19 protein-coding genes are annotated in these 21059 nt (G+C 67.4%); 10 read left to right on the top strand and 9 right to left on the bottom strand.

Annotated elements, in window-relative coordinates; genetic code table 11:
* The first annotated feature begins 58 nt into the window (after positions 1-58).
* The gene (gene betT / locus NSQ78_RS13025) at positions 59-2038 is read left to right on the top strand and encodes a choline BCCT transporter BetT (RefSeq protein ID WP_064238720.1); all 1980 of its coding nucleotides are present in this window, start codon (positions 59-61) and stop codon (positions 2036-2038) included.
* 76 nt (positions 2039-2114) lie between these two features.
* On the opposite strand, the gene NSQ78_RS13020 is transcribed toward betT, so the two are convergent.
* Positions 2115-4742 (bottom strand): TonB-dependent receptor, encoded by a 2628-nt coding sequence (locus NSQ78_RS13020; RefSeq protein WP_064238719.1) that lies wholly within the window; start codon positions 4740-4742, stop codon positions 2115-2117.
* A gap of 201 nt (positions 4743-4943) precedes the next feature.
* A complete protein-coding gene (locus NSQ78_RS13015; protein WP_064238718.1) occupies positions 4944-5921 on the bottom strand; it encodes a zinc-binding dehydrogenase in 978 nt (325 codons plus the stop codon).
* A 482-nt stretch (positions 5922-6403) separates the two neighbouring features.
* Here NSQ78_RS13015 and NSQ78_RS13010 point away from each other — a divergent pair, with 482 nt between their 5' ends.
* From NSQ78_RS13010 to NSQ78_RS12995, 4 genes are all read left to right on the top strand, one after another.
* Positions 6404-8716, top strand: coding sequence for a ribonucleoside-diphosphate reductase subunit alpha (locus tag NSQ78_RS13010; RefSeq protein WP_223224796.1), 2313 nt, complete (start codon positions 6404-6406; stop codon positions 8714-8716).
* 109 nt (positions 8717-8825) lie between these two features.
* A complete protein-coding gene (locus NSQ78_RS13005; protein WP_049465385.1) occupies positions 8826-9866 on the top strand; it encodes a ribonucleotide-diphosphate reductase subunit beta in 1041 nt (346 codons plus the stop codon).
* A gap of 25 nt (positions 9867-9891) precedes the next feature.
* Positions 9892-10359, top strand: coding sequence for a flavodoxin (locus NSQ78_RS13000; protein ID WP_064238716.1), 468 nt, complete (start codon positions 9892-9894; stop codon positions 10357-10359).
* Positions 10331-10657 (top strand): thioredoxin family protein, encoded by a 327-nt coding sequence (locus tag NSQ78_RS12995; protein ID WP_049465388.1) that lies wholly within the window; start codon positions 10331-10333, stop codon positions 10655-10657. The genes NSQ78_RS13000 and NSQ78_RS12995 overlap by 29 nt, the downstream gene beginning before the upstream one ends.
* 104 nt (positions 10658-10761) lie before the next feature.
* Here NSQ78_RS12995 and NSQ78_RS12990 read toward each other — a convergent pair whose 3' ends face one another.
* On the bottom strand, positions 10762-12093 hold the full coding sequence (locus NSQ78_RS12990) for an Nramp family divalent metal transporter (RefSeq protein WP_064238715.1): 1332 nt from the start codon (positions 12091-12093) through the stop codon (positions 10762-10764).
* 116 nt (positions 12094-12209) lie between these two features.
* On the opposite strand from NSQ78_RS12990, the gene mntR reads away from it, so the two are divergent.
* A complete protein-coding gene (gene mntR, locus NSQ78_RS12985; RefSeq protein WP_049465391.1) occupies positions 12210-12674 on the top strand; it encodes a manganese-binding transcriptional regulator MntR in 465 nt (154 codons plus the stop codon).
* A 115-nt stretch (positions 12675-12789) separates the two neighbouring features.
* Here the strand turns inward: mntR and fabR are convergent, their stop codons facing one another.
* A complete protein-coding gene (gene fabR / locus NSQ78_RS12980) occupies positions 12790-13446 on the bottom strand; it encodes an HTH-type transcriptional repressor FabR (protein ID WP_049465393.1) in 657 nt (218 codons plus the stop codon).
* A 92-nt stretch (positions 13447-13538) separates the two neighbouring features.
* Here fabR and NSQ78_RS12975 point away from each other — a divergent pair, with 92 nt between their 5' ends.
* Both NSQ78_RS12975 and NSQ78_RS12970 read left to right on the top strand, forming a co-directional pair.
* Entirely contained in the window at positions 13539-14609 is a 1071-nt protein-coding gene (locus tag NSQ78_RS12975; RefSeq protein WP_064238714.1) for a ferredoxin reductase, read from the top strand.
* Positions 14610-14620: 11 nt separating this feature from the next.
* Complete coding sequence (locus tag NSQ78_RS12970) at positions 14621-15775, top strand: acyl-CoA desaturase (RefSeq protein ID WP_049465397.1); 1155 nt, start codon at positions 14621-14623, stop codon at positions 15773-15775.
* 5 nt (positions 15776-15780) lie between these two features.
* Here the strand turns inward: NSQ78_RS12970 and NSQ78_RS12965 are convergent, their stop codons facing one another.
* From NSQ78_RS12965 to NSQ78_RS12945, 5 genes are all read right to left on the bottom strand, one after another.
* The gene (locus NSQ78_RS12965; RefSeq protein WP_064238713.1) at positions 15781-16116 is read right to left on the bottom strand and encodes a hypothetical protein; all 336 of its coding nucleotides are present in this window, start codon (positions 16114-16116) and stop codon (positions 15781-15783) included.
* Entirely contained in the window at positions 16116-16691 is a 576-nt protein-coding gene (locus NSQ78_RS12960; RefSeq protein WP_064238712.1) for a flavin reductase family protein, read from the bottom strand. Before NSQ78_RS12960 ends, NSQ78_RS12965 begins: the two co-directional genes overlap by 1 nt.
* On the bottom strand, positions 16688-17317 hold the full coding sequence (locus NSQ78_RS12955; RefSeq protein WP_064238711.1) for a superoxide dismutase: 630 nt from the start codon (positions 17315-17317) through the stop codon (positions 16688-16690). The genes NSQ78_RS12960 and NSQ78_RS12955 overlap by 4 nt, the downstream gene beginning before the upstream one ends.
* A 180-nt stretch (positions 17318-17497) precedes the next feature.
* Positions 17498-19024, bottom strand: a complete 1527-nt coding sequence (locus tag NSQ78_RS12950; protein ID WP_064239658.1) for a thioredoxin family protein — start codon at positions 19022-19024, stop codon at positions 17498-17500.
* A gap of 97 nt (positions 19025-19121) precedes the next feature.
* Positions 19122-19571: a GNAT family N-acetyltransferase gene (locus tag NSQ78_RS12945; RefSeq protein ID WP_149901798.1), complete on the bottom strand. Its 450-nt coding sequence runs from the start codon at positions 19569-19571 to the stop codon at positions 19122-19124.
* Positions 19572-19637: 66 nt separating this feature from the next.
* Here NSQ78_RS12945 and NSQ78_RS12940 point away from each other — a divergent pair, with 66 nt between their 5' ends.
* Positions 19638-20573 carry a TIGR03571 family LLM class oxidoreductase gene (locus tag NSQ78_RS12940; protein WP_064238709.1) on the top strand — a complete coding sequence of 312 codons (936 nt, stop codon included), beginning with the start codon at positions 19638-19640 and terminating at the stop codon, positions 20571-20573.
* A 107-nt stretch (positions 20574-20680) separates the two neighbouring features.
* Positions 20681-21010 (top strand): DUF3817 domain-containing protein, encoded by a 330-nt coding sequence (locus NSQ78_RS12935; protein ID WP_064238708.1) that lies wholly within the window; start codon positions 20681-20683, stop codon positions 21008-21010.
* Positions 21011-21059 lie beyond the last annotated feature (49 nt).

Raw genomic sequence — 21059 nt, 5'->3', positions numbered from 1 at the left:
CTGCGGTTCAGCCAGAATTGGTCGGCTAACCCTTTGATCTACCGGAGAACGCCGCCCCATGGATGTACTGGAGCCGCAACAATCCCCGGTGCGCACCCTTCGGCCTGTGTTCGCCTTCGCGGCGATCGTTGTCGTGGCGTTCGCGCTGTTTGTCAGCCTGTATCCGCTCGGTGCGGGCCGCCTGCTGCTGCAGGCCCAGGACTGGGCCGCCCTGAATGTCGGCTGGTACTACCTGCTCGCGATGACCCTGTACCTGGTGTTCGTGGTCGGCGTGGCGCTGTCCAAGTACGGTGGCATCAAGCTCGGCGCCGACCATGACGAGCCGGAGTTCAGCTACCTCTCGTGGGCCGGCATGCTGTTCGCCGCTGGCATCAGCATCACCCTGTTCTTCTTCTGCGTATCCGAACCGCTGACCCATTACCTGCAGCCACCGCAGGGCGACCCGGCGGCGGGCGAGGCCGGCGCGCGCCAGGCCATGCAGCTGCTGTTCCTGCACTGGGGCCTGCACGGCTGGGGCGTGTTCGCGCTCGCGGCAATGGCGATGGCCTACTTCGCCTACCGCCACAACCTGCCGCTGGCACTGCGCTCAGCGCTCTATCCGCTGATCGGCAAGCGCATCAACGGCCCGATCGGCTACACCGTGGACGCGCTGGGCATCGTCGCCACCGTGTTCGGCATCGGCGCCGACATGGGCTTCGGCGTGCTGCACCTCAATGCGGGCCTGTCACACCTGTTCAACATCCCGCACTCCAACCTGGTGCAGATCATCCTGGTGGTCAGCATGATGGGCGCGGCGGTGGCCGTGGCGGTATCAGGCGTGGAGAAGGGCGTGCGCTGGATGGCCAACATCAACATGCTGCTGGCGATCGCGCTGGTGCTGTTCATGCTGTGCGCCGGGCCTACCCAGTACCTGCTGAGTACGCTGATGCAGAACCTGGGCGACTATCTGGGCAGCGTGGTCGGCAAGAGCTTCGACGTGTACGCCTACGGTGGCCGGCCGGAATGGCTGGGCGGCTGGACAGTGTTCTACTGGGCCTGGTGGATCGGCTGGGCGCCGTTCGTGGGCCTGTTCATCGCGCGCATCTCGCGTGGCCGCACCATCCGCGAATTCGTGTTCGGCGTGCTGCTCATCCCGCTGGGCTTCACCCTGGCCTGGCTGTCGGTCTTCGGCAACAGCGCGCTGGACCAGGTCCTGCACCACGGCCAGCAGCAGCTGGCACAGCTGGCGGTGGATGATCCGCCGACGGTGCTGTATGCACTGCTGGACAGCTACCCGTGGAGCCGCACGGTGATCGCGGTGACGGTGCTGGTCAGCTTCATCTTCTTCGTGACCTCGGCCGACTCGGGGGCGGTGGTGTTGTCCACGCTGTCCTCGCACGGCGGCGCACCGGAGGACGATGGCCCGCGTTGGCTGCGCGTGTTCTGGGGCACGGTGATCGCCGTGCTGACCGCCGGGCTGCTGCTGGCCGGCAGCATCGATGCGCTCAAATCCGCGGTGGTGCTGGCGTCGCTGCCGTTCTCGGCAGTGCTGCTGCTGATGATGTGGGGCCTGACCCGCGCCTTCAGTGACGAATCGCACCGCAAGCGCGCGCTGCAGTACCGGCCCTCGCCGCTGATCGGCGACGACCGCCACCACCAGGGCTGGCGCCAGCGCCTGAGCCAGGCCATGCACTTCCCGGTGCGCGACCAGGTCTACCGCTTCATGGACGACACGGTGAAGCCGGCGATGGAGGCGGTGGCCGAACAGCTGCGCGGGCAGGGCTGGGACGTGGCCACCCGCTTCGAGGCCGGCGACATGGAGCTGACGGTGAACCACGGCGAGCAGCAGGACTTCCTGTACCGGGTGATCCTGAGCGGCTACCTGACCCCGTCGTTCGCCGCCCAGCAGCTACGCAACCAGCGCTACTACCGCGCTGAAGTGCACCTGTTCGAAGGCAGCCAGGACTATGACCTGGTCGGCTACAGCCGCAAGCAGATCATCAACGACATCATCAGCCAGTACGAACGGCACCTGCAGTTCCTGCACCTGAGCCGGTGATGCACGTTGATGGTAGTGCCGGCCGCTGGCCGGCAACGCGGACGGGGCGGCGCATCACCGCCGCCCCGTTGGTGCATCAGAACCGGTAGCGCGCCCCCAGCGAAACGAACTGCCCGCGCAGGTTGTACTGGCTGATGTCGAAACCGTTGGAGCCACCGGCCGGGTCGAACGGCGGGTCCTTGTCGGTCAGGTTCAGCACCGACAGCGACAGCGTGGTGTTGGCGATGCCTTCATACGCCACGTGCAGGTCCAGCTGGTGGTACGGCTTGACGCGGTCGCGCAGGCCCGGATTGCTGGTGGCCGTCGCCACGCGCTGGTCGTAGCCGCTCACGTACTGCAGGCTCAGCGTGCTGCTCCAGTCGCCCACCGCCCAGTTCAGCGACGTGGTGCCGCGGGTGCGTGGCAGCGCGCCGTGGCGGTTGTTGCCGGCCCCGTCATAGGGCGCCTGGCCGGCCACCAGCGGCTGCTTGAAACTGAGCAGGTGGGTCCAGCTGCCGGCGACGGTGAAGGTGCCCCAGCCCTCGGTGCGGAAGCTGCGGTTGGCCTCCAGGTCCAGTCCGGAGGTGGTCAGCTCGCCCTGGTTGGCGTACTGGTTGGTGATGAACTGGATGCGCCCCTGTGCATCACGCTGCACGCGGCCGGGGAACAGCGCCGGATTGTCGACGATGAACTGCGCGCTGTCCGGCTTGACCAGGTTATCCTGCTCGATGCGGTACCAGTCCAGGCCGATGCTGGTATCGCCGTCCGGCGACCACACCGCGCCCACGTTGAAGTTGCGCGAGCGCTCGGCCTTCAGGTCCGGGTTGCCGGTGCGGATGTTGGTCACGCCACGGCTGCCGCCGGGCTGCAGCGGGTCCAGCGGGTCGATCACCGAGCCGTAGCTGATGGTCTGGCCCGGTGCGATTTCCGGCAGCGACGGTGCGCGGAAGCCGCGCGAGAACGAGCCGCGCAGCAGCAGGCTGTCCAGCGGCTGCCAGCGCAGCGCCACCTTCGGCGAGAACGCGTTGCCGAAATCGTCGTAGTGGTCGCCGCGGCCGGCCACCTGCAGTTCCAGCGTGCGGTGCAGCGGCACGCTCAGTTCGGCATAGGCGGCGCTGACCTGGCGTTCGCCGTTGACCACGTTGATCGCCGGGCGCAGTTCGGTGCCCGACAACACCTGTGCACTGGTACGCGCGTCCAGCGACTCCTTGCGGAACTCGGCGCCCCAGGCGAAGCCGACCGCACCGGCCGGCAGTTCCCACAGCGAGGTCGAGGCCTTCACGTTCAAGGAGTGCAGCCTGTACCAGCCCGGGCGCTTGGTCTGCAGGCGCAGCGCATCCAGCGCACCCGGCGTGCTGGACGGGTTGAGGAAGTTGTAGCTGCCATCGCGCAGGATCTGTTCGAACGCGTAGCGGTTGACGAAATTGTCGACGTACTCGCGCTGCGCGCTCTGCGAGGTCAGCGCTGCCACTTCCCAGTCCCAGCGTTCGCCACTGCCGCGCACGCCGGCCAGGGCGCGGTAGAACACCTGCGTGTTGTCCTTCAGGCGCGGGCCCAGATCGAAGAAGGTGTACTCGAACGGCAGCGGCGTGCTGCCGGGGTTGTTCGGGTGGCCGACCGGCAGCACCGCCGGCACGTCGATCAGCGTGCCGGTAGCCGGGTTGTACGCGCGCAGGCCCGGGCCCACGGTCAGCGGCGCGCTGAAGATCTGGTCGGCCTTGTTGTGGCTGTACAGCACATCGGCGAAGGCTTCGACGCTGTCGTTGAAGCGGTAGGTCGCGCTCAACGACGCCTGCAGGCGCTCGGCGCCGGGCTGCAGGGTCTTGAACGGCTGCGCGTTGAATGCGCAGGCCTGGCCGGGCAGGGTGCTGCCGAAATCGCTGTAGGGGCGCAACTGGCTGCCGTCCGGGCAGCTGGCGAACGGCTGCGGTGCGCGCGGGTTGGACAGCCAGTTGCCACCGGCGGTGGACCAGCCGGCCAGGCGGCCACCGGGCCTGTCGCGGAAATCGCCGCTGCGGGTATAGGCGCGCTGGTCTGCATCAAGCCGATCACGCTTGAGCAGGTCCAGCCCGAACAACACGTTCCAACCCTGCTGTTCAAGATCACCGAAGCCGGCCAGCAGATTGGCCTTGCGTTCGTCCAGGCCGCCCTGGGTGGCGGTACCGAAACCACCGCCGACTTCCACGCCCTGGAAGTTCCTGCGCAGGATGATGTTGATGACGCCGGCAATGGCATCGGAACCGTACACCGCCGAGGCACCATCCTTCAGCACTTCGATGCGTTCAACCGCACTGATCGGCAGCGCGTTGAGGTCGACGAAGGTGTCCTGCGTGTTGAGCGCGAAGCCGAAGTTGGACACGCGATAGCCGTTGACCAGCACCAGCGTGTTCTTCGGCGACAGGCCACGCAGGCCGATCGAAGCCGAGCCGGCGGCGAAGCTGCCGGTGTACTGCTCGTCGAAGCTGTTGCCGGCATTGGCCGACAGGTTGCGCAGCACGTCGGTGAGGGTGGAGCGACCGGTCTGCTCGATCTGTTCGCGGCTGACGATCTGCACCGGATTCGGCCCGGCGGTGTCGCTGCGCTTGATGTTGGAGCCGGTCACCAGCACGGTGCCCAGGGTGGTGCTGTCCTTGCCGGAGTCGGCGGTTTCAGCGGCGCCGGCAGCGCCGGCGGTGAGGCCCAGCGCGATCGCGCCGGCAAGCAGGTTCAGGGTGGTGCGGTACATGGAAGCGACAACGCCGAACGGGGGAGGAGCCGTCAGTACCGCATGCAGGCAAGTACGCCTTCCAATGACGAAAGCGCATTCAGTTATACATCACAGGTTCTTAACGAACGGTGCGAGGGACGCGGAGCTCTGGCGCGCACCCGCTCGCGCGGGTCAGATCCCTTTGCGACGAAAAGGGATCTGACCCCGGTTGTCCGATCCTCAAGGCCGCAGCAGCACCTTGCCGTTGCGGCCCGAACCGGCGCCGGCCTTCGCCGCCTGGGCGATGTCGTCCAGCGCGAAGATCTTCTCCACCGGCAAGGTCAGTTCGCCGCTGGCTGCACGCTTGAGCAGCTCACCCACCAGCCGGCGCTTGTCTTGCACCGCCATCGCCTGGCTGACCTTGCTGCCCCAGAAACCCTTCACCGTGGCCTCCTTGTAGATCAGGCCGCCGGCCGGGATGCGCATCGGTTCGCCGCTCATCACACCGAACGAGACCAGCGTGCCGTGGTGGCCGAGCAGGTCGACCAGGTCACCGCTGGCGTCGCCACCGATGGAATCCACCGCGGCCGCCGCCTGCGCTTCGCCGGTCGCTGCACGCACACGATCCTTCCAGCCGTCCACCGAGGTGTCGAACACATGGTCGATGCCCAGTGCCTGCAGCTGCGCGACCGCATCGGCATTGCGCACCAGGTTGGCCACGTGCACGCCACGCGCCCGCGCCAGCATCGCCAGCGACTTGCCCACCGCGCCGTTGGCAGTGTTCTGCACGATCCACTGGCCCGGCTCGACGTGCAGGAATTCCAGCAGCATCAATGCGCTCAGCGGCATGGCGATCAGCTGTGCAGCGGTTTCGTCCGGGATCGCTTCCGGCATCGGGATCACCATGCGGGCCGGTGCGACGAACGCCTCGGCCCAGGTGCCGTGCACCGATGCGGCGGCGACGCGTTGGCCGATCTGCAGGCCGTCGACGCCGTCCCCCAGTGCGTCGACCACGCCCAGTGCTTCGCTGCCGCCAATCGCCGGCAGCGTCGGCTTGTAGCCGTACAGCCCGCGCACGGTCAGCAGGTCATGGTTGTGGATCGAGGCCAGCACAGTGCGGATGCGCACCTCGCCGGGGCCGGGCTCGGGCAGGGCGGCATCGGCGATGGCAAGGACGTCGGCCGGATCGCCGAACGAGGGGTACTGGGCAGCGCGCATGAGCGAGGTTCCGGAGAAAGTGATGTTGTACCGAACTGGGGACGTGCGCCGCGTCGACAAGGTGCTGCGGGTGCAACACGGCATCCTGCGACGGATCGTCGCGGCATGTCGTGATTACCGCATCTTGTGTTGACGGTTGGAAGTATCCCCACTATGTTGTGGCCGTCACTCCCGGTCAGCCGCCGCCGCCGGACATGCAGCAAACGTCCCGCGGCCCGCCCCTGAAGGCTTGCCGTGTCGACGCGGCCGCCATCGCGCGGACACAGGTCGCCCCCACGGCCCGGATACCGGCCGCAGGCGCAGGCACTTGCCGACGACCTGGTGTTCCCGCGCTTTGGCATCCCACCCCGATCGCCCCGAGCGCCGGTATCGCGTGCAGGGCTGCCACGGCATCGACGCCGCAGTGCGTGCGAGCCTGGAGACGCAGGACCATGACCGACAACACCTACCGCGCGGCCGATCTGGCCGGCGCCGGCGACGCCATGCGCGCTGGCGGCGAGCGCGTGCCGACCTGGATCACCAAGGAGGCCGGCAATCGCCGCCTGCCGTTCGACGCCGCGCGCCTGCAGCGCAGCATCGATGCCGTGCATGCCGAGTTCCCGCAGCTGGATGTGAGCGACTACCGCCGCGTGGTGCAGGCGATGGTCGAGCGCAAGCCGAGCATCACTGCCGATGATCTGGTCGATCTGTTGATCCGTGAGGCTGAATCGCGGGTGGACCTGGTCGCGCCGGAGTGGGAGCAGTTCGCCGCGCGCATCTACCTGCGCCGCCTGTACAAGCGTGCCAGCCGCAATCGCTTCTACGATGTCAGCCTGAAGTACGGCTCCTACGTGGGCCTGCAGGAAAGCCTGGCTGACCGCGGCATCTACAGCAACGACATCCTGCGCTGCTATTCGAAGGAAGAGCTGCAGCAGGCCGGCGAGATGATCGACCCGGAGCGCGACCGCCTGTTCGCCTACAACGGCCTGTACCTGTTGGCCACGCGCTACCTGGCCAGCGACCGCAGCCGCGAAGTCTACGAACTGCCGCAGGAGCGCTGGCTGACCATCGCGCTGTATCTCATGCAGGAAGAGAAGCCGCGCGAGCGGCGCATGCAGCTGGTCGGCGAGGCGTACTGGGCATTGTCCAACCTGTACATGACGGTGGCCACGCCGACCCTGGCCAACGCCGGCAAGGTGGGCGGCCAGCTGTCCAGCTGCTTCATCGATACGGTGGACGACAGCCTGCAGGGCATCTATGACTCCAACACCGATATCGCCCGCGTGTCCAAGCACGGCGGCGGCGTGGGTGCCTACCTGGGCTACGTGCGCAGCAGCGGCGCACCGATCCGCGGCGTGCCCAACTCCTCCGGCGGCGTGGTGCCGTGGATCAAGCAGCTCAACAACACCGCGGTGTCGGTTGATCAGCTCGGCCAGCGCAAGGGCGCGGTGGCGGTGTACCTGGACATCTGGCACCGCGACATCGAAGCGTTCCTGGACCTGCGACTGAACAACGGTGACCAACGCCTGCGCGCGCACGATGTGTTCACCTCGGTGTGCGTGCCCGACCTGTTCATGGAGGCGGTCGAGCGCCGTGCCGACTGGTACCTGTTCGACCCGCACGAAGTGAAGCAGGCCAAGGGTTGGTACCTGCAGGACGTCTATGACGAAAAGCGCGGTTCGGGCAGCTTCCGCGACCGCTACGCCGAGCTGGTGGCCGATGAGCGCATCAGCCGCCGCACGGTGAAGGCCATCGATCTGTTCAAGCGGATCATGCTCAGCCAGCTGGAGACCGGCAACCCGTTCCTGTTCTACCGCGACGAGGTCAACCGCCGCAACCCGAACAAGCACGCGGGCATGATCTATTCCAGCAACCTGTGCACCGAGATCCTGCAGAACATGAGCCCGACGCGGATGATCCAGGAGATTGTCAGCGGCGACCAGATCGTCACGACCCGGCGTGCCGGCGACTTCGTGGTCTGCAACCTGTCCTCGATCAACCTCGGCCGCGCGATCCGTGCGCCGGATGACCTGCTGGCCACCGATGTGCTGGAGCGCCTGATCCCGATCCAGGTACGCATGCTCGACAACGTGATCGACCTCAATGCGCTGCCGGTGCCCCAGGCCACGATCACCAACCGCAAGTACCGCGCGATCGGACTGGGCACCTTCGGTTGGCACCACCTGCTGGCGCAGCAGGCGATCCAGTGGGATTCACCGGAGGCCGAACAACTGGCCGACCGCCTGTATGAGCGCATCAACTTCCTGACCATCCAGGCCAGTGCGCAACTGGCGAAGGAGAAGGGCAGCTACCCGATGTTCGCCGGCAGCGACTGGCACAACGGCCGCTACTTCCGCGACCGCGACTACAGCGGCGCCGCGTGGGACAGCCTGGCCCACCAGGTGGCCACGCACGGCCTGCGCAACGGCTGGCTCCTGGCGGTGGCGCCGAACATGAGCACCGCGCAGATCGCCGGTTCCACCGCCTCGATCGACCCGATCTACAGCGCGTTCTACTACGAGGAGAAGAAGGACTTCCGGCGGCCGGTGGCGGCGCCGGGGCTGTCGTTGGAGACCTGGCCGTACTACGAGAAGGGCGCCTACAAGGTCGACCAGTTCGCCAGCGTGCGCCAGAACGCGCGCCGCCAACGCCATGTCGACCAGTCGATCAGCTTCAACCTGTACGTGCCCAGCACGATCCGCGCCAGCACGCTGCTGGAGCTGCACCTCAGCGCCTGGCGCCAAGGCCTGAAAACCACCTATTACGTGCGCTCCAACGACATCGACATCAGCGAATGCGAGTGGTGCGCCAGCTGACCGCCGGAAACCCACGGTAGTGCCGGCCGCCGGCCGGCAAACCCGTAACTCATGGTAGTGCCGGCCGCTGGCCGGCAACACGATGGAAAGAGAACGAAGGCAGAAACCCATGGCAACCCCCCTCGACCGCATCAAGATCCTCGAACCGCGCCATCCCAACCGCAGCACCGGCATCATCAACGGCCGCACCAGCGGCATCCTGAACTGGAATGACATCCCGTACCCGTCGTTCTATCGGGCCTACAAGGAGCTGTCGACCAACTTCTGGATCCCCGACGAAGTCGACATGAAGGCCGACGCGCGCCAGTACGGCGAGCTGTCCGGCCGCGAGAAGAATGCCTACGACGCGATCATCGGCCTGCTGGCCACGCTCGATTCACCGCAGACGCGCTTCATCTACAACGTGGCCGAGTACATCACCGATCCGGCCGCGCATGCCAACGCCGCGATCATCGGCCAGCAGGAAGTGATCCACAACGAGAGCTACAGCTACGTGCTGGCCTCGATCACCGACCTGCCGAACCAGAACCGCATTTTCGAGATCGCCCGTACCCACCCGACCATCATCAAGCGCAACGCGCCGATCATGGGGGCGTATGACGATTTCATGCGCGAGAAGACTGCCGAGACGCTGCTCAGGTCGTTGATCCAGTCCTCGATCCTGGAAGGCATCAACTTCTATTCCGGCTTCGCCTACTTCTACAACCTGGTGCGGCAGAACCGCATGACCGGCACCGGCAAGATCATCAGCTTCATCAACCGCGACGAGCTGGCCCATACCAAGTTCATCAGCGAGCTGATCCGCGCCATCATCGGCGAGAACCCGGCGCTGCAGACCCACGAGCTGACCGACTATGTGCACCAGGCGTTCGAACACGCCATCGAACTGGAAACCCAGTGGTCGTCGGAAGTACTGGACGGCATCGACGGCATCGACGTGGAGGAAATGACGCGCTACGTGAAGTACCGCGCCAACAAGATGGCTGGCATGCTCGGCATCGAACGGCTGTACAGCGAGACCACCGACAACGTGATGCCGTGGATCAAGGCCTACGCCGACAACTTCACCGAGACCAAGACCGACTTCTTCGAGATGCGCAATGCAAGTTACAAGAAGACCAACGTCGACAACGGCTTCGACGACCTCTGAGTCCGGCGCGGCACTCAGCATCCTGATGGTGGTCGCCTCGTTGAGCGGCAACACCCGCGAGCTGGGCCGGCAGATTGCCGAGCGCTGCCGCGCCGCCGGGCATGCAGTGCACTGGCACGAGGCCGACGACCTGCGGCAGGCACCGCCACTGGCTGCCGACGAGGCCGATCTGGTGCTGCTCGGCTGCTGGACCGACAACGCCGGCCGCACGCCGGCGGAGATGAAGGCGTGGGTGGCTGGCATTGCCGAGCGTGGCGAACGACCTCGGCAGCTGGCGGTGTTCGGTACCGGCGAAACCCAGTGGGGGCAGGAGTACTACTGCGGCGCCGTGCATCGCCTGATCCGCTATTTCCGCAGCGACTACCCGCCGCTGGAGATCGAACAGATGCCGCATGGCGCGCGCCATGCCGCAGCCATCGATGCCTGGACCGATGCGGTCCTGGACCATTACCGGAGCAACAACGATGCAGATCATCGACGCCACCACGCCTGAGCAGTTCCAGCAGTTGCTGGCCGAGCACCCGCGGGTGCTCGTGGACTTCCACAAGGACCAGTGCCCGGGCTGCCGGATGCTGGAAATGTCGTTGCACCGGGTGGCCAACAGCACAGCGGGGCAGGGCACGACCCTGCTGCGCGTACAGCTGGAAGTGCTGGGCGAGGCGTTTTTCAGGGAGTTGGGGCTGCGGCAGACGCCGACGCTGTCGCTGTTCCGTGATGGCGACGAACGCACGCGCCTGGCCGGGTTCCAGTCGCCGCAGCAGATCGAGGCCGCGATCGCGTTGCATCTGTAGCGCGGACCGGGCGGGGGCGGATCCCTTGCCAGAGGCAAGGGCTCTGACCCCCACACCGTGTAAAGGCATCCATACTGGGGCAGGACTGACCCCGGCAATTGGCTTCACCCGCCGTTGAAGGTATCCACCAGCAGCTTCACGTTCAACGCCACGATCACCAGCGCGATCACCCAGGCGACCGCACCCAGCCAGCGTGGCGCCACCAGCGCCCCCATCGTCACCTTGTCGGTCACGAGCCGTACCAGCGGGATGATCGCGAAGGGCAGCTGCATCGACAGCACCACCTGGCTCAGCACCAGCAGCTTCACCGCGCCCTGGTCGCCGAACAGCACGATCACCACCACCACCGGGATGATCGCCAGTGCGCGCGTGATCAGCCGACGCAGCCACGGCGGCATTCGCAGGTGCAGGAAGCCTTCCATCACGATCTGGCCGGCCAGCGTCGCGGTGACTGTCGAATTCAGGCCCGACGCCAGCAGCGCCACCGCGAACAAGGTCGCCGCGGCGCCCACGCCCAGCATCGGTGCCAGCAGCTGGTGCGCCTGCTCGATGTCTTCCACGTCGAAACGGCCATTGGCATGGAACACGGCCGCGGCCAGGATCAGGATGCTGGCGTTGATGAACAACGCCAGGGTCAGCGCAATCGTGCTGTCGGTCACCGCCCAGCGCAGCGCGCTGCGGCGACCTTCATCCGTACGCGGGTAGGCGCGGGTCTGCACGATGGACGAATGCAGGTACAGGTTGTGCGGCATCACCGTGGCACCGATGATGCCGATGGCGATGTACAGCGCGTGCGGATCGGTCACCACCTGCGCGCGCGGAATGAAGCCGCCCAGTACCGCCATCACCGGTGGCGCGGCCATCGCGATCTGCACCACGAAGCAGGCGAAGATCACCATCAGCAGCGCGATCACGAACGCTTCCAGCGCACGGAAGCCGCGGTTCATCAGCAGCAGCACCAGCAGCGTATCGAGCGCAGTGATCACCGCGCCCCACAGCAGTGGCAGATCGAACAGCAGCTTCAACGCGATCGCGGTGCCGATCACCTCGGCCAGGTCGCAGGCGATGATCGCCGCCTCGCACAGCGCCCACAGCGCCAGGTTCACCGGCTTGGGGTAGCGGGCGCGGCAGGCCTGCGCCAGGTCCATGCCGGTGGCGATGCCGAGCCGCGCCGACAGCGCCTGCAGGATCACCGCCATCAGGTTGGAGATCAGGATGACCGACAGCAGCAGGTAGCCGAAGCGCGAACCGCCGGCGAGGTCGGTGGCCCAGTTGCCCGGGTCCATGTAGCCGACCGAGATCATGTAGCCCGGGCCAAGGAAGGCCAGCAGGCGGAACCACCAGTGGCCCTTGTCGGGCACTGCGACCGAGGCGTTGAGCGCACCCAGGCTGGCCGGGATGGTGGCCGAAGGGTCGCGGGGCGCCAGGGTATCCATGAGCTTAATATAGCTCCGGCTATAGTCATTAGCAATGTGAAACAATCGTCTTTAAGGTGTGACTGGTCCAGAATTCAGCTTCAACCCTGGATCACACCGGAAGGACAGGCGCACGCGTGGGCAAGACCGATGATTCGACATCGCTGAAGAGCACCCCCTTGATCGAGGCCGAGCGCCAGGTCGAGAGCTTCCGGCAAGTACGCGAGGCGCACCGGATGGAGCTGGTGGAGGACTATGTCGAGCTGATTTCGGACCTGCTGGCCGACGGCGGCGAGGCCCGCCAGGTCGACATCGCCACCCGCCTGGGGGTGGCCCAGCCCACTGTGGCGAAGATGCTGCGGCGGCTGGCCCGCGACGGCTGGGTGGTGCAGCGGCCGTACCGTGGCGTGTTCCTGACCCCGGAAGGCGAGGCGCTGGCCCATGCCAGCCGCCAGCGCCACCAGACCGTGGAGCGTTTCCTGCTGGCGCTGGGCGTGGACGCCGATACCGCACGCCGCGATGCCGAGGGCATCGAGCATCACGTGAGCGAGCAGACGCTGGCGTTGTTCGAGGCGTTCGTACGCAAGGCCGAGGGCGGCTGAGCAGACCCCTGACGCCGCGCCACGCACGGCCGGCGGTTGGAAGTGCGGTGTGGGCAGGGAGGTCGGGCTCAGGGCTCTTTCCTGTGGAAAGGGATCCGGCCCCGGCGGCCGATTGTCAGCCGCGGCGGAATGCGGCGGGGGTGCGGGCGCCGACGATGATCATGCGGATCATCGTGGAGATCTGTTCGATCAGCTCCGGGTCCTTCTCCGGCGGCAGGTCCATGGCGGTGGCCCCCATCGCAAACACCAGCCGGGTGATGGCCTTGGCCACCAGTTCGGGGGCATGCAGCACGGCACCGTCCAGCGCGGCAAGGCGCACCAGATCGTGCTGCAGTTCTTCCTCGAAATAGTGCAGCTCGCGTTCGACCGCGTGCTTGAAGTCGTCCGAGCCGACCGCGCCTTCGCGCAGCAGCACGTGCAGCAGCTTGTCGTCGGCGCGCAGCTGCTCCATGAACGTCTCCACCGAGACCCGCACCACGCTGGTGGCGGTGGAGGTGGCGCGCTGGCGGGCCTCGCCGATGATGGTGCGCAGCGAGCGGCCAGCGGCGTCGATCAGCGCCACGGCCAGTTCGTCCATGTCGCGGAACTGCCGGTAGAAGCTGTTCGGCGCGATGCCGGCCTCACGTGCCACTTCGCGCAGGCTGAGCGTGGACAGGCTGCGGTGCGGGCCGATCAGTTTCAGGGCGGCGGCCAGCAGGTCTTCGCGGCTCACCGTACGGCGGGCCGGGCTGTTGGCATCTTCATGCGTCGACAAGGCGGTGGCGGCGGCCATGGGGGTTCCGGTGGGGCGAGGCTGAATCATACCCAATCCGGTTCAATATACACGTGTATACACAGGTGTATGTGCGCCCGTATAGTTCGCCCATGAGCGCTGTCGTCCGTCCGTCCCTGTTCTCTCCATACCGCTGGGTCTCGCCGTCGCTGTTCGATTTCTGGGCGGGCCAGCTCAATCCCCTGTGGACCCTGCGCGAGCCAGTGGCCCGCCTGGTGCGGCGCGAGCCGGCCGGTGAGGGCGCGGCGACGCTGGTCCTGCGCACCAACCGGCACTGGGCCGGCATGCGCGCCGGCCAGCACGTCACCCTGGGCGTGGAGCTTGACGGGCGCCAGTGGCAGCGCAGCTACAGTCCCACCGTCCTGGGGCCGCGCGAGCTGGCGATCACCGTCAAGGCCGTCGATGGCGGTCGGGTCAGCCAGCATCTGGTCAAGCATGCGCAACCGGGCGAGCTGTTCCGGCTGGAGGCTGCGTTCGGTGAATTCCAGTTGCCGACGGCGGCGCCGGTGCTGCTGCTGGCTGCCGGCAGTGGCATCACGCCGATGCGCAGCCTGCTGCGCGAGGCCTGCCAGCGCCCGCTGGCCGCGCCCGTGGACCTGTTCTATTGGGAGCGCCGTGCCGCCCACCTGCAGTTCCGTGATGAGCTGCAGGCACTGGCCGCGCGCCAGCCGAACCTGCGCGTGCACCTGCTGACCACCCGCGAAGGCGATGTACCTGCCGCGCGCATTGATCGCCACGACCTGCAGGTGGCCGGCGATGACACGCCGCTGGCGCAGCGCCATGTGCTGGCGTGCGGTCCGGACGGCTTCGTCGCCGCCGCGCGCCAACGCCTGGCGCACCAGGTGGCCGGTTTCCAGGCCGAGGCCTTTACCCCGCCAGCGCCGCTGCGTGACGCCAGCAGCGAGGGCGAGGTGTCGCTGACGCTGGCGCGCAGCGGCCGCCAGCTGAGTGTGCCGCGTGGCCGTTCGCTGCTGGAAAGCCTGGAAGCCCATGGCATCAAGCCCAGGCATGGCTGCCGCATGGGCATCTGCAATACCTGCAGTTGTGACCGCGTCAGTGGCGCCACCCGCCACCTGCGCACCGGCGACCTGCAGTCCGAATCGGCACAGCCGGTGCGGATCTGCGTGAGCGCACCGACCACCGACCTGACCCTGGATCTCTGAGGACGCCTGCCATGACCCGCGCTACCGACCGTGCCCTGAGTACTGCCGAGATGCATGCCTTCGGCGAGGAACTCGACGCGATCCGCGACCGTGTGATCGGCAGCCTCGGCGCCTCCGATACCCGCTACATCCGCCGCGTGGCCGCCGCCGTGCGCTGGTTCGGCGTGGGTGGCCGTGGCCTGCTGTTCCTGGCGGCGTTCTCGCCGCTGTTCTGGATGCCGCTGCTGTGGCCGGCCGCGATCACCGGCACGCTGCTGCTGGCGCTGTCGAAGATCCTGGAGAACATGGAGCTGGGCCATAACGTGATGCACGGCCAGTTCGACTGGACCGGCGACCCCAAGCTCAACGGCAATACCTATGAGTGGGACATCGTGGCCACCGCCGACAACTGGCGCAAGACCCACAATTTCCGCCACCACACCTACACCAACGTGCGTGGCATGGACGATGACATCGGTTATGGCCTGCTGCGCATCTTCCCGGAGCAGCGCTGGAAGCCGTTCTACCTGCTGCAGCCGATCATCGCGCCGATCTTCGCACTGCTGTTCCAGTGGGGCGTGGCCGCGCAGGACCTGCGCCTGGGCCGCTGGTTCAAGGGCCGCATGAGCGCCCGTGCGATGTGGCTGCAGACGCGACCGGTGGCGCGCAAGATGCTGCGCCAGGTGCTGAAGGACTACGTGTTCTTCCCGCTGCTGGCCGGCCCGTTCTTCCTCACCGTGATGCTGGGCAACCTGGTGGCCAACGGCCTGCGCAACATCTGGACCTACGTGATCATCTTCTGCGGCCACTTCACCGCCGAATCGGAGACCTTCCCGAAGGAATGCCTGCGCAATGAGTCGCGCGGGCACTGGTATCTGCGCCAGCTGCGTGGTTCGTCCAACATCAGCGGCGGCTTCCTGATCAACGTGCTGTCGGGCAACCTCAGCCACCAGATCGAGCACCACTTCTACCCGGACCTGCCAGCCAACCGCTACGCGGCCATCGCCAAGGAAGTGAAGGACATCTGCCGCCGCTACGGCCAGCACTACAACAACGGCTCGCTGCCGCGCCAGTTCGGCCAGGTGGTCTGGCGCATCCTGCGCCACGCGTTCCCGAGCAAGCCGCGCCGCCTGCCGATGGCCGACATCATGTCGGCACCGGCACCGGCATCGGCCAACGCGGGCTGATCGGCTCAGCCCGCGTTCGCCAGGTCCGCCTGCTCGCGGTCCAGGCGTCGCAGGAACACCTGCATTTCCCTGCGTGCCTGCTGGTCGCCCTTGCTGCCGGCCACGCTCAGCCCCCGTTGCCACGCTTCGCGCGCCGCCTGCGGCTGGCCACTGGCCAGCCACGCCTTGCCGAGCAGCTTCCACGCCGCCGAGTACTGCGAATCAAGCACCACGCAGCGACCCAGATGGGTGGCCGCGCGCACCGGGTTGCCGGCATCCAGCCAGCCCTTGCCCAGGCCGAAGCGCAGCAGCGCGCCGTCCTTGCCGGCGGCGAGCATGCATTCCAATGCTTCGATGTCCATCAGCGGACCTCCACCATCAGTTCGGTCGGTCCCGGCTGGAAGCGGCCACGATGGAACAGCAGTGGAGCACCGCCGTTCTCGTGCACGTCAATGATGCGGCCGGCCAGCAGCAGGTGATCGCCCACCGGCCACTGTGCGTGGCGGGTACAGGTCAGATGCGCCACCGCACCGGCGATGCGGGGTGGGGCGTCGTCGTCGTCATCCAGCAATGCCAGGCCGTCGAAGCGATTGCGGACCTGCGGATCGGCAAAGCGCCGGGCCAGCGCTTCCTGGTCGGCCGCCAGCACGCTGATCGCAAAGCGGCGGGCACGCTGGAAGGTGGACAGGCTCTGTGCATGCAACGCCAGGTTCCACAGCACCAGGGGCGGTTGCAGCGAGACCGGTACGAACGAATTGATGGTCAGGCCGATGGGTTTGCCCTGCGCATCGCGCGTGCAGACGATGGCCACGCCGGTCGGAAAGTGACCGAGCAGCCGCCGCAGGGCGCGCGGCGGCATCTCGACCGACGGCACCGGGGCCGGGGCGGGGAACACCCCCGCCCACGGCCCGGCGTACGGCAATGTCTCGCCGCTCATGAGGCCCTGGCCTGGCGGTAGCGCCGGCCGGCCTCGGCCCAGTTGATGATGTTGAAGAACGCGCCGATGTAGTCCGGGCGACGGTTCTGGTAGTGCAGGTAATAGGCGTGTTCCCAGACGTCCAGTGCGAGGATCGGGGTGTTGCCGGACATGCCGACGGCTGCACCCATCAGCGGGCTGTCCTGGTTGGCGCTGCTTTCGACCTGCAGGCGGCCATCGCGATCGCTGGTCAGCCAGGCCCAGCCGCTGCCGAAGCGGGTCTGCGCGGCCTTGCTGAAGGCGTCCTTGAAGGCAGCGAAGCCACCAAGATCACGGTCGATGGCCGCGGCCAGTTCCTCATCGGGTGCACCACCGTGGGTGCTGAGGACCGTCCAGAACAGGCTGTGGTTGGCGTGGCCACCGCCGTTGTTGCGGACCGCGCCACGCTGCGGCTCGGGCACGGCGTCGAGGTTCGCGATCAGCACGTCGACCGGCTGCTCGGCGATGCCGGCCTGCTCGATGGCGGCATTGAGGTTGTTGACGTAGGTCTGGTGGTGCTTGCCGTGGTGGATCTCCATCGTGCGCGCATCGAAATGCGGCTCAAGGGCGTCGTAGGCGTAGGGGAGCGGGGGAAGCGAGTACGACATCGAAACAATCTCCATGGGAAAGGCCAGGGGCTGGCCGCGCGGAGATCGTTATCGCACCTCAACAATGGTTGAGGTCAAGAGCAGAAGCGATGGACATCGAGGCGTGGTAGTGCCGGCCGCTGGCCGGCAACCCGACTCGCCCCGATTGCCGGCCAGCGGCCGGCACTACCTTTCAGTACCTCAACTCAGCCAATCCCTGCACCCACTGTCGGCCTGATCGCCGCATGCCTGCTGCATCCGCTGCTGCAACCGTGCCAGCGTCTCCGTGCCCTGGTGCTTGCCGCTCCAGGCCTTCAACTGCCCGGCCAGGCGCTCGAAGCGCTGGCGGGTGCGCTGGTGATAGCCCGATGGCTGCGCCTCCAGTTCGGCGATCAGCGAGGCGGTGGCCTGCTCGATGCGCAGTGCGTCGTCCGGTGCCAGCTTCAGCAACCCTTCCACGTACAGCACGCCCCACTGCACGCGGGTGGCCGGGCCCTGTGCACCGTCGTAGGCGCGCTTCAACCACTCCAGCGCACCGGCGGTATCGCCGCGCTGTTCGGCCAGCTCGGCCAGTTCGGGCATGTAGTAGTACGGCTGCTCGCTGCGCTTCAGCTCGGCCAGCAACAGCGCCTCGGCGCCCGCGTCGTCGCCGACCTGGCGCAATGCGTACGCCGCGCTGCTGATCGTCGCCTGGCGTGCGTGCGCATCGGTGGCGGCCGCATCGGCAGCGGCCACCCGCTGCTTGACCCGCTCAACCAGCGCCGCGGGCAGTGCGCCCTTCGGCTGCTGCTGGCGGGCCAGCGATACTTCCGTCAGTGCGCGCGACAATGCGTCGTCGGCGCGGTCGCCGCGTTCGGCATCAGCGCGCTCCAGCGCGACCAGCAGCTGCTGCCCCAGCGTGTTGCTGGTGGCCGGGCCGGCGCTGGCCTGCTTGACCAGCGTCGCGCCCGCGTAGCCCAGCAGTTCGCGGTTACGACGGACTTCGGCAGGTTGCGCCAGCAGGGCCTGCAGCAGCTCACGCACCTCGGTGGGCGAGCTGGCGGGCGTGTCGGCGGTGGCCAGGGCCAGCAGGGCGAAGCGGCGTTGCAGCGCCGCGTCGGGTGCGGCCTTGGACAGCTGGCGCAGCACGTCCTGGCTCTTGCGCTCGCCGGCCAGGCGGTTGGCGTCGACTTCCCAGCCGTAGTCGCCCAGCACCTGCCAGTCTTCGGCGGCCAGCTTGTCCGGCGTGGCCAGTGCCGTTGCCAGGGTGGCGGCGATGGCGCTGCGGCGCCCGGCCGCGACGGTCAGCGCACGGGTCAGTTCGGCCGCGTCGTTGCCGCCGGCCACGCGGGTCAGTTCATTGCGCTGTGGGTCCAGCACGATCAGGGTCGGATAGCCGCGCACCCCGAAGCGTTCGCCCCAGGCCTGCGCACCTTCCTCATCGCCATCCAGGTAAACCGGCACGAATTTGCCGGTCAGCGCGATGAAGGCCGGGTCCTTGAACAGGCCGGCCTTGAGCTGGTTGCACGGTGGGCACCAGACCGCGCCCCAGTACAGCAGCACCGGCTTGCCGCTGTCGGCGGCTTCGGCGAAGGCATCGTCCACATCGCCCTGGCGCCAGGCGATGGCGGACGCCGGCGCGGGCGCGGGCGCCTCGGCGGAGCTGGCGGTGGACACCGGGGCCGGGGTGCAGGCGCTCAGCGCCGAAGCCAGCAGCAACACGGAAAGCGCGACGCGCATCGGCGGCATCTCGAAGGGGGGACAGGCCATTGTAGGAATGGCCGGGGAGTGTGCTGATTCAGTTTGCTTATATCGGCCGTGCAGCGGGGCATGACACCCGCTGCCCTCAGGCGGCTGCCCGCACCATCTGCTGGTACACCAACCCGTTGAACTCGCCGACATCACCGTCCAGCTCGAAGCCATAGCGCAGGTAGGTAGGCACTGCGTTGAGCGAGGCGCGCACGGTCAGCACCGGGGTGCGCAGGTGCGGCAGCACGGCTTCGAACAGGGCATGGCCGATGCCCTGGCCCTGGCAGCCGGGATCGACGAACAGCATCGCCAGGTGGCGGCCTTCCTTCAGCTCGACCACGCCGACGATGCGGTCGTCCTGCTCGGCCATCAGGATGTGGTTGTCGCCCTGCAGGCGTGCAGCGAACGCGTCGGCGGCGGCGACACTGCCGAAGGTGGCGATGCCGGCCGCGCTGAGCGAGGGCGCGACCGCCGCAGTGAATGCGGCCAGGCATACCGCGCTGATCGCGGGCAGGTCATCAATGTGGGCGGGGCGGATCCTCGGCATGCAGCGTTCTTCCTGTGGTGCGTGGCGTGTCATCGTCGCCCGGTGCCTGCACGCTAAGCTGGTCGCATGAGTGAATTCAATGCCGCCTACGCTTCGTTGTTTCCGCAACAGGGATTGAGCCTGGGCCTGATGACGCCCGTTGCGGCGCACGGGCTGGCCGATCCGGGCGCGGCGCGGCGCATTGCGCGGCTGGCCGACGATCTTGGTTTTGCCGCGTTGTGGGCGCGCGATGTGCCGTTGATGGTGCCTCAGGGACCAGACGCGACAGCAAGTGCGCTGGACGATCCCTTCCTGTGGCTGGGCATGCTGGCCGCCGCGACCGGGCGCATCGTGGTCGGTACCGCCGCCATCGTGCTGCCGTTGCGCCAGCCGTTGCAGGTGGCGAAGTCGGCACTGAGTCTGGACCGGATCAGTGACGGGCGGTTCGTGCTGGGCCTGGGTTCGGGCGACCGCCCGGAAGAGTTCGCCGCCTTCGGTGAGGACCTGGAGGGCAGGGCGGCGACGTTCCGTGATCGTTGGACCTTGTTGCGCGCGGCGCTGTCACCGGAGGCCGATGAGCGGACCGCCGTACTGCAGGCCACGGGTGGCTTCGACGTGCTGCCGGCGCCGGCCACGCGCATTCCGATGCTGGTGGTGGGCACGGCGCGGCAGAGCCTGCAGTGGATCGCGCGTGAGGCCGAGGGCTGGGCCACCTATCATCGCGAGGAAGCCGCGCAGGAAGGGCGCATCGGTCTGTGGCAGCAGGCGCTGATGCAGCGCGGTGGGCCAGGCAAGCCGTTCGTGCAGTCGATGCTGCTGGATCTGCAGGCCGATCCGCAGGCGCCCGCCGAGTCGCTGCCGCTGGGCCTGAAGGTCGGCCGCGATGGCCTGCGTGACTATCTGTTGCGCGTGCATGCGCAGGGCGTGGCGCATGTGATGTTCAACCTGGTCGACAACGGGCGGCCGATGGATGCAGTGCTGCGCGAGATCGGTGAGCACGTTCTGCCATACACGCTTCGGTAGGTGTCCACCTTGCTGGACACGCTCCAGCAGTCGAGCACGGCTCGACTCCATATGCGGTTCGCATCTGCGTATCATTTGCATTTGATGCCCCGCTGCCGGAGCCCCGTGTGACCCCACGTTCCCCCCTACACCCTACCGGACGCCTGTTCGCGGCGGTCGCCTTCATCGAGGCCGTGACCTGGGCCGGCCTGCTCATCGGCATGTGGATGAAATACGGCCCGATCGCCAACATGGCGCTGGTGAAGCTGTTCGGCCCGCTGCACGGCGTGGCCTTCCTGGTCTATGTGGCGGTGACGCTGTTCGCGGCGGTGCGCCTGCGCTGGCCGTGGTGGGCCAGTGCCCTGGCGCTGCTGGCGGCCATCCCGCCGCTGGTGACGCTGCCGCTGGAGTGGTGGTTCAAGCGCCGTGGCCTGCTGGGCCTGCGTGCCGTGCGCTGAAGTCGCTGTTGCGTGCCCGTTCAAGAGAATGGGTATCAAATGCAAATAC

This window comes from Stenotrophomonas sp. FSL W7-1447 (assembly GCF_037966425.1).
GTDB classification, from domain to species: domain Bacteria; phylum Pseudomonadota; class Gammaproteobacteria; order Xanthomonadales; family Xanthomonadaceae; genus Stenotrophomonas; species Stenotrophomonas pavanii.
Note: the sequence above shows the minus strand (reverse complement) of the source record. Positions and strands in the feature narration are given on the sequence as shown.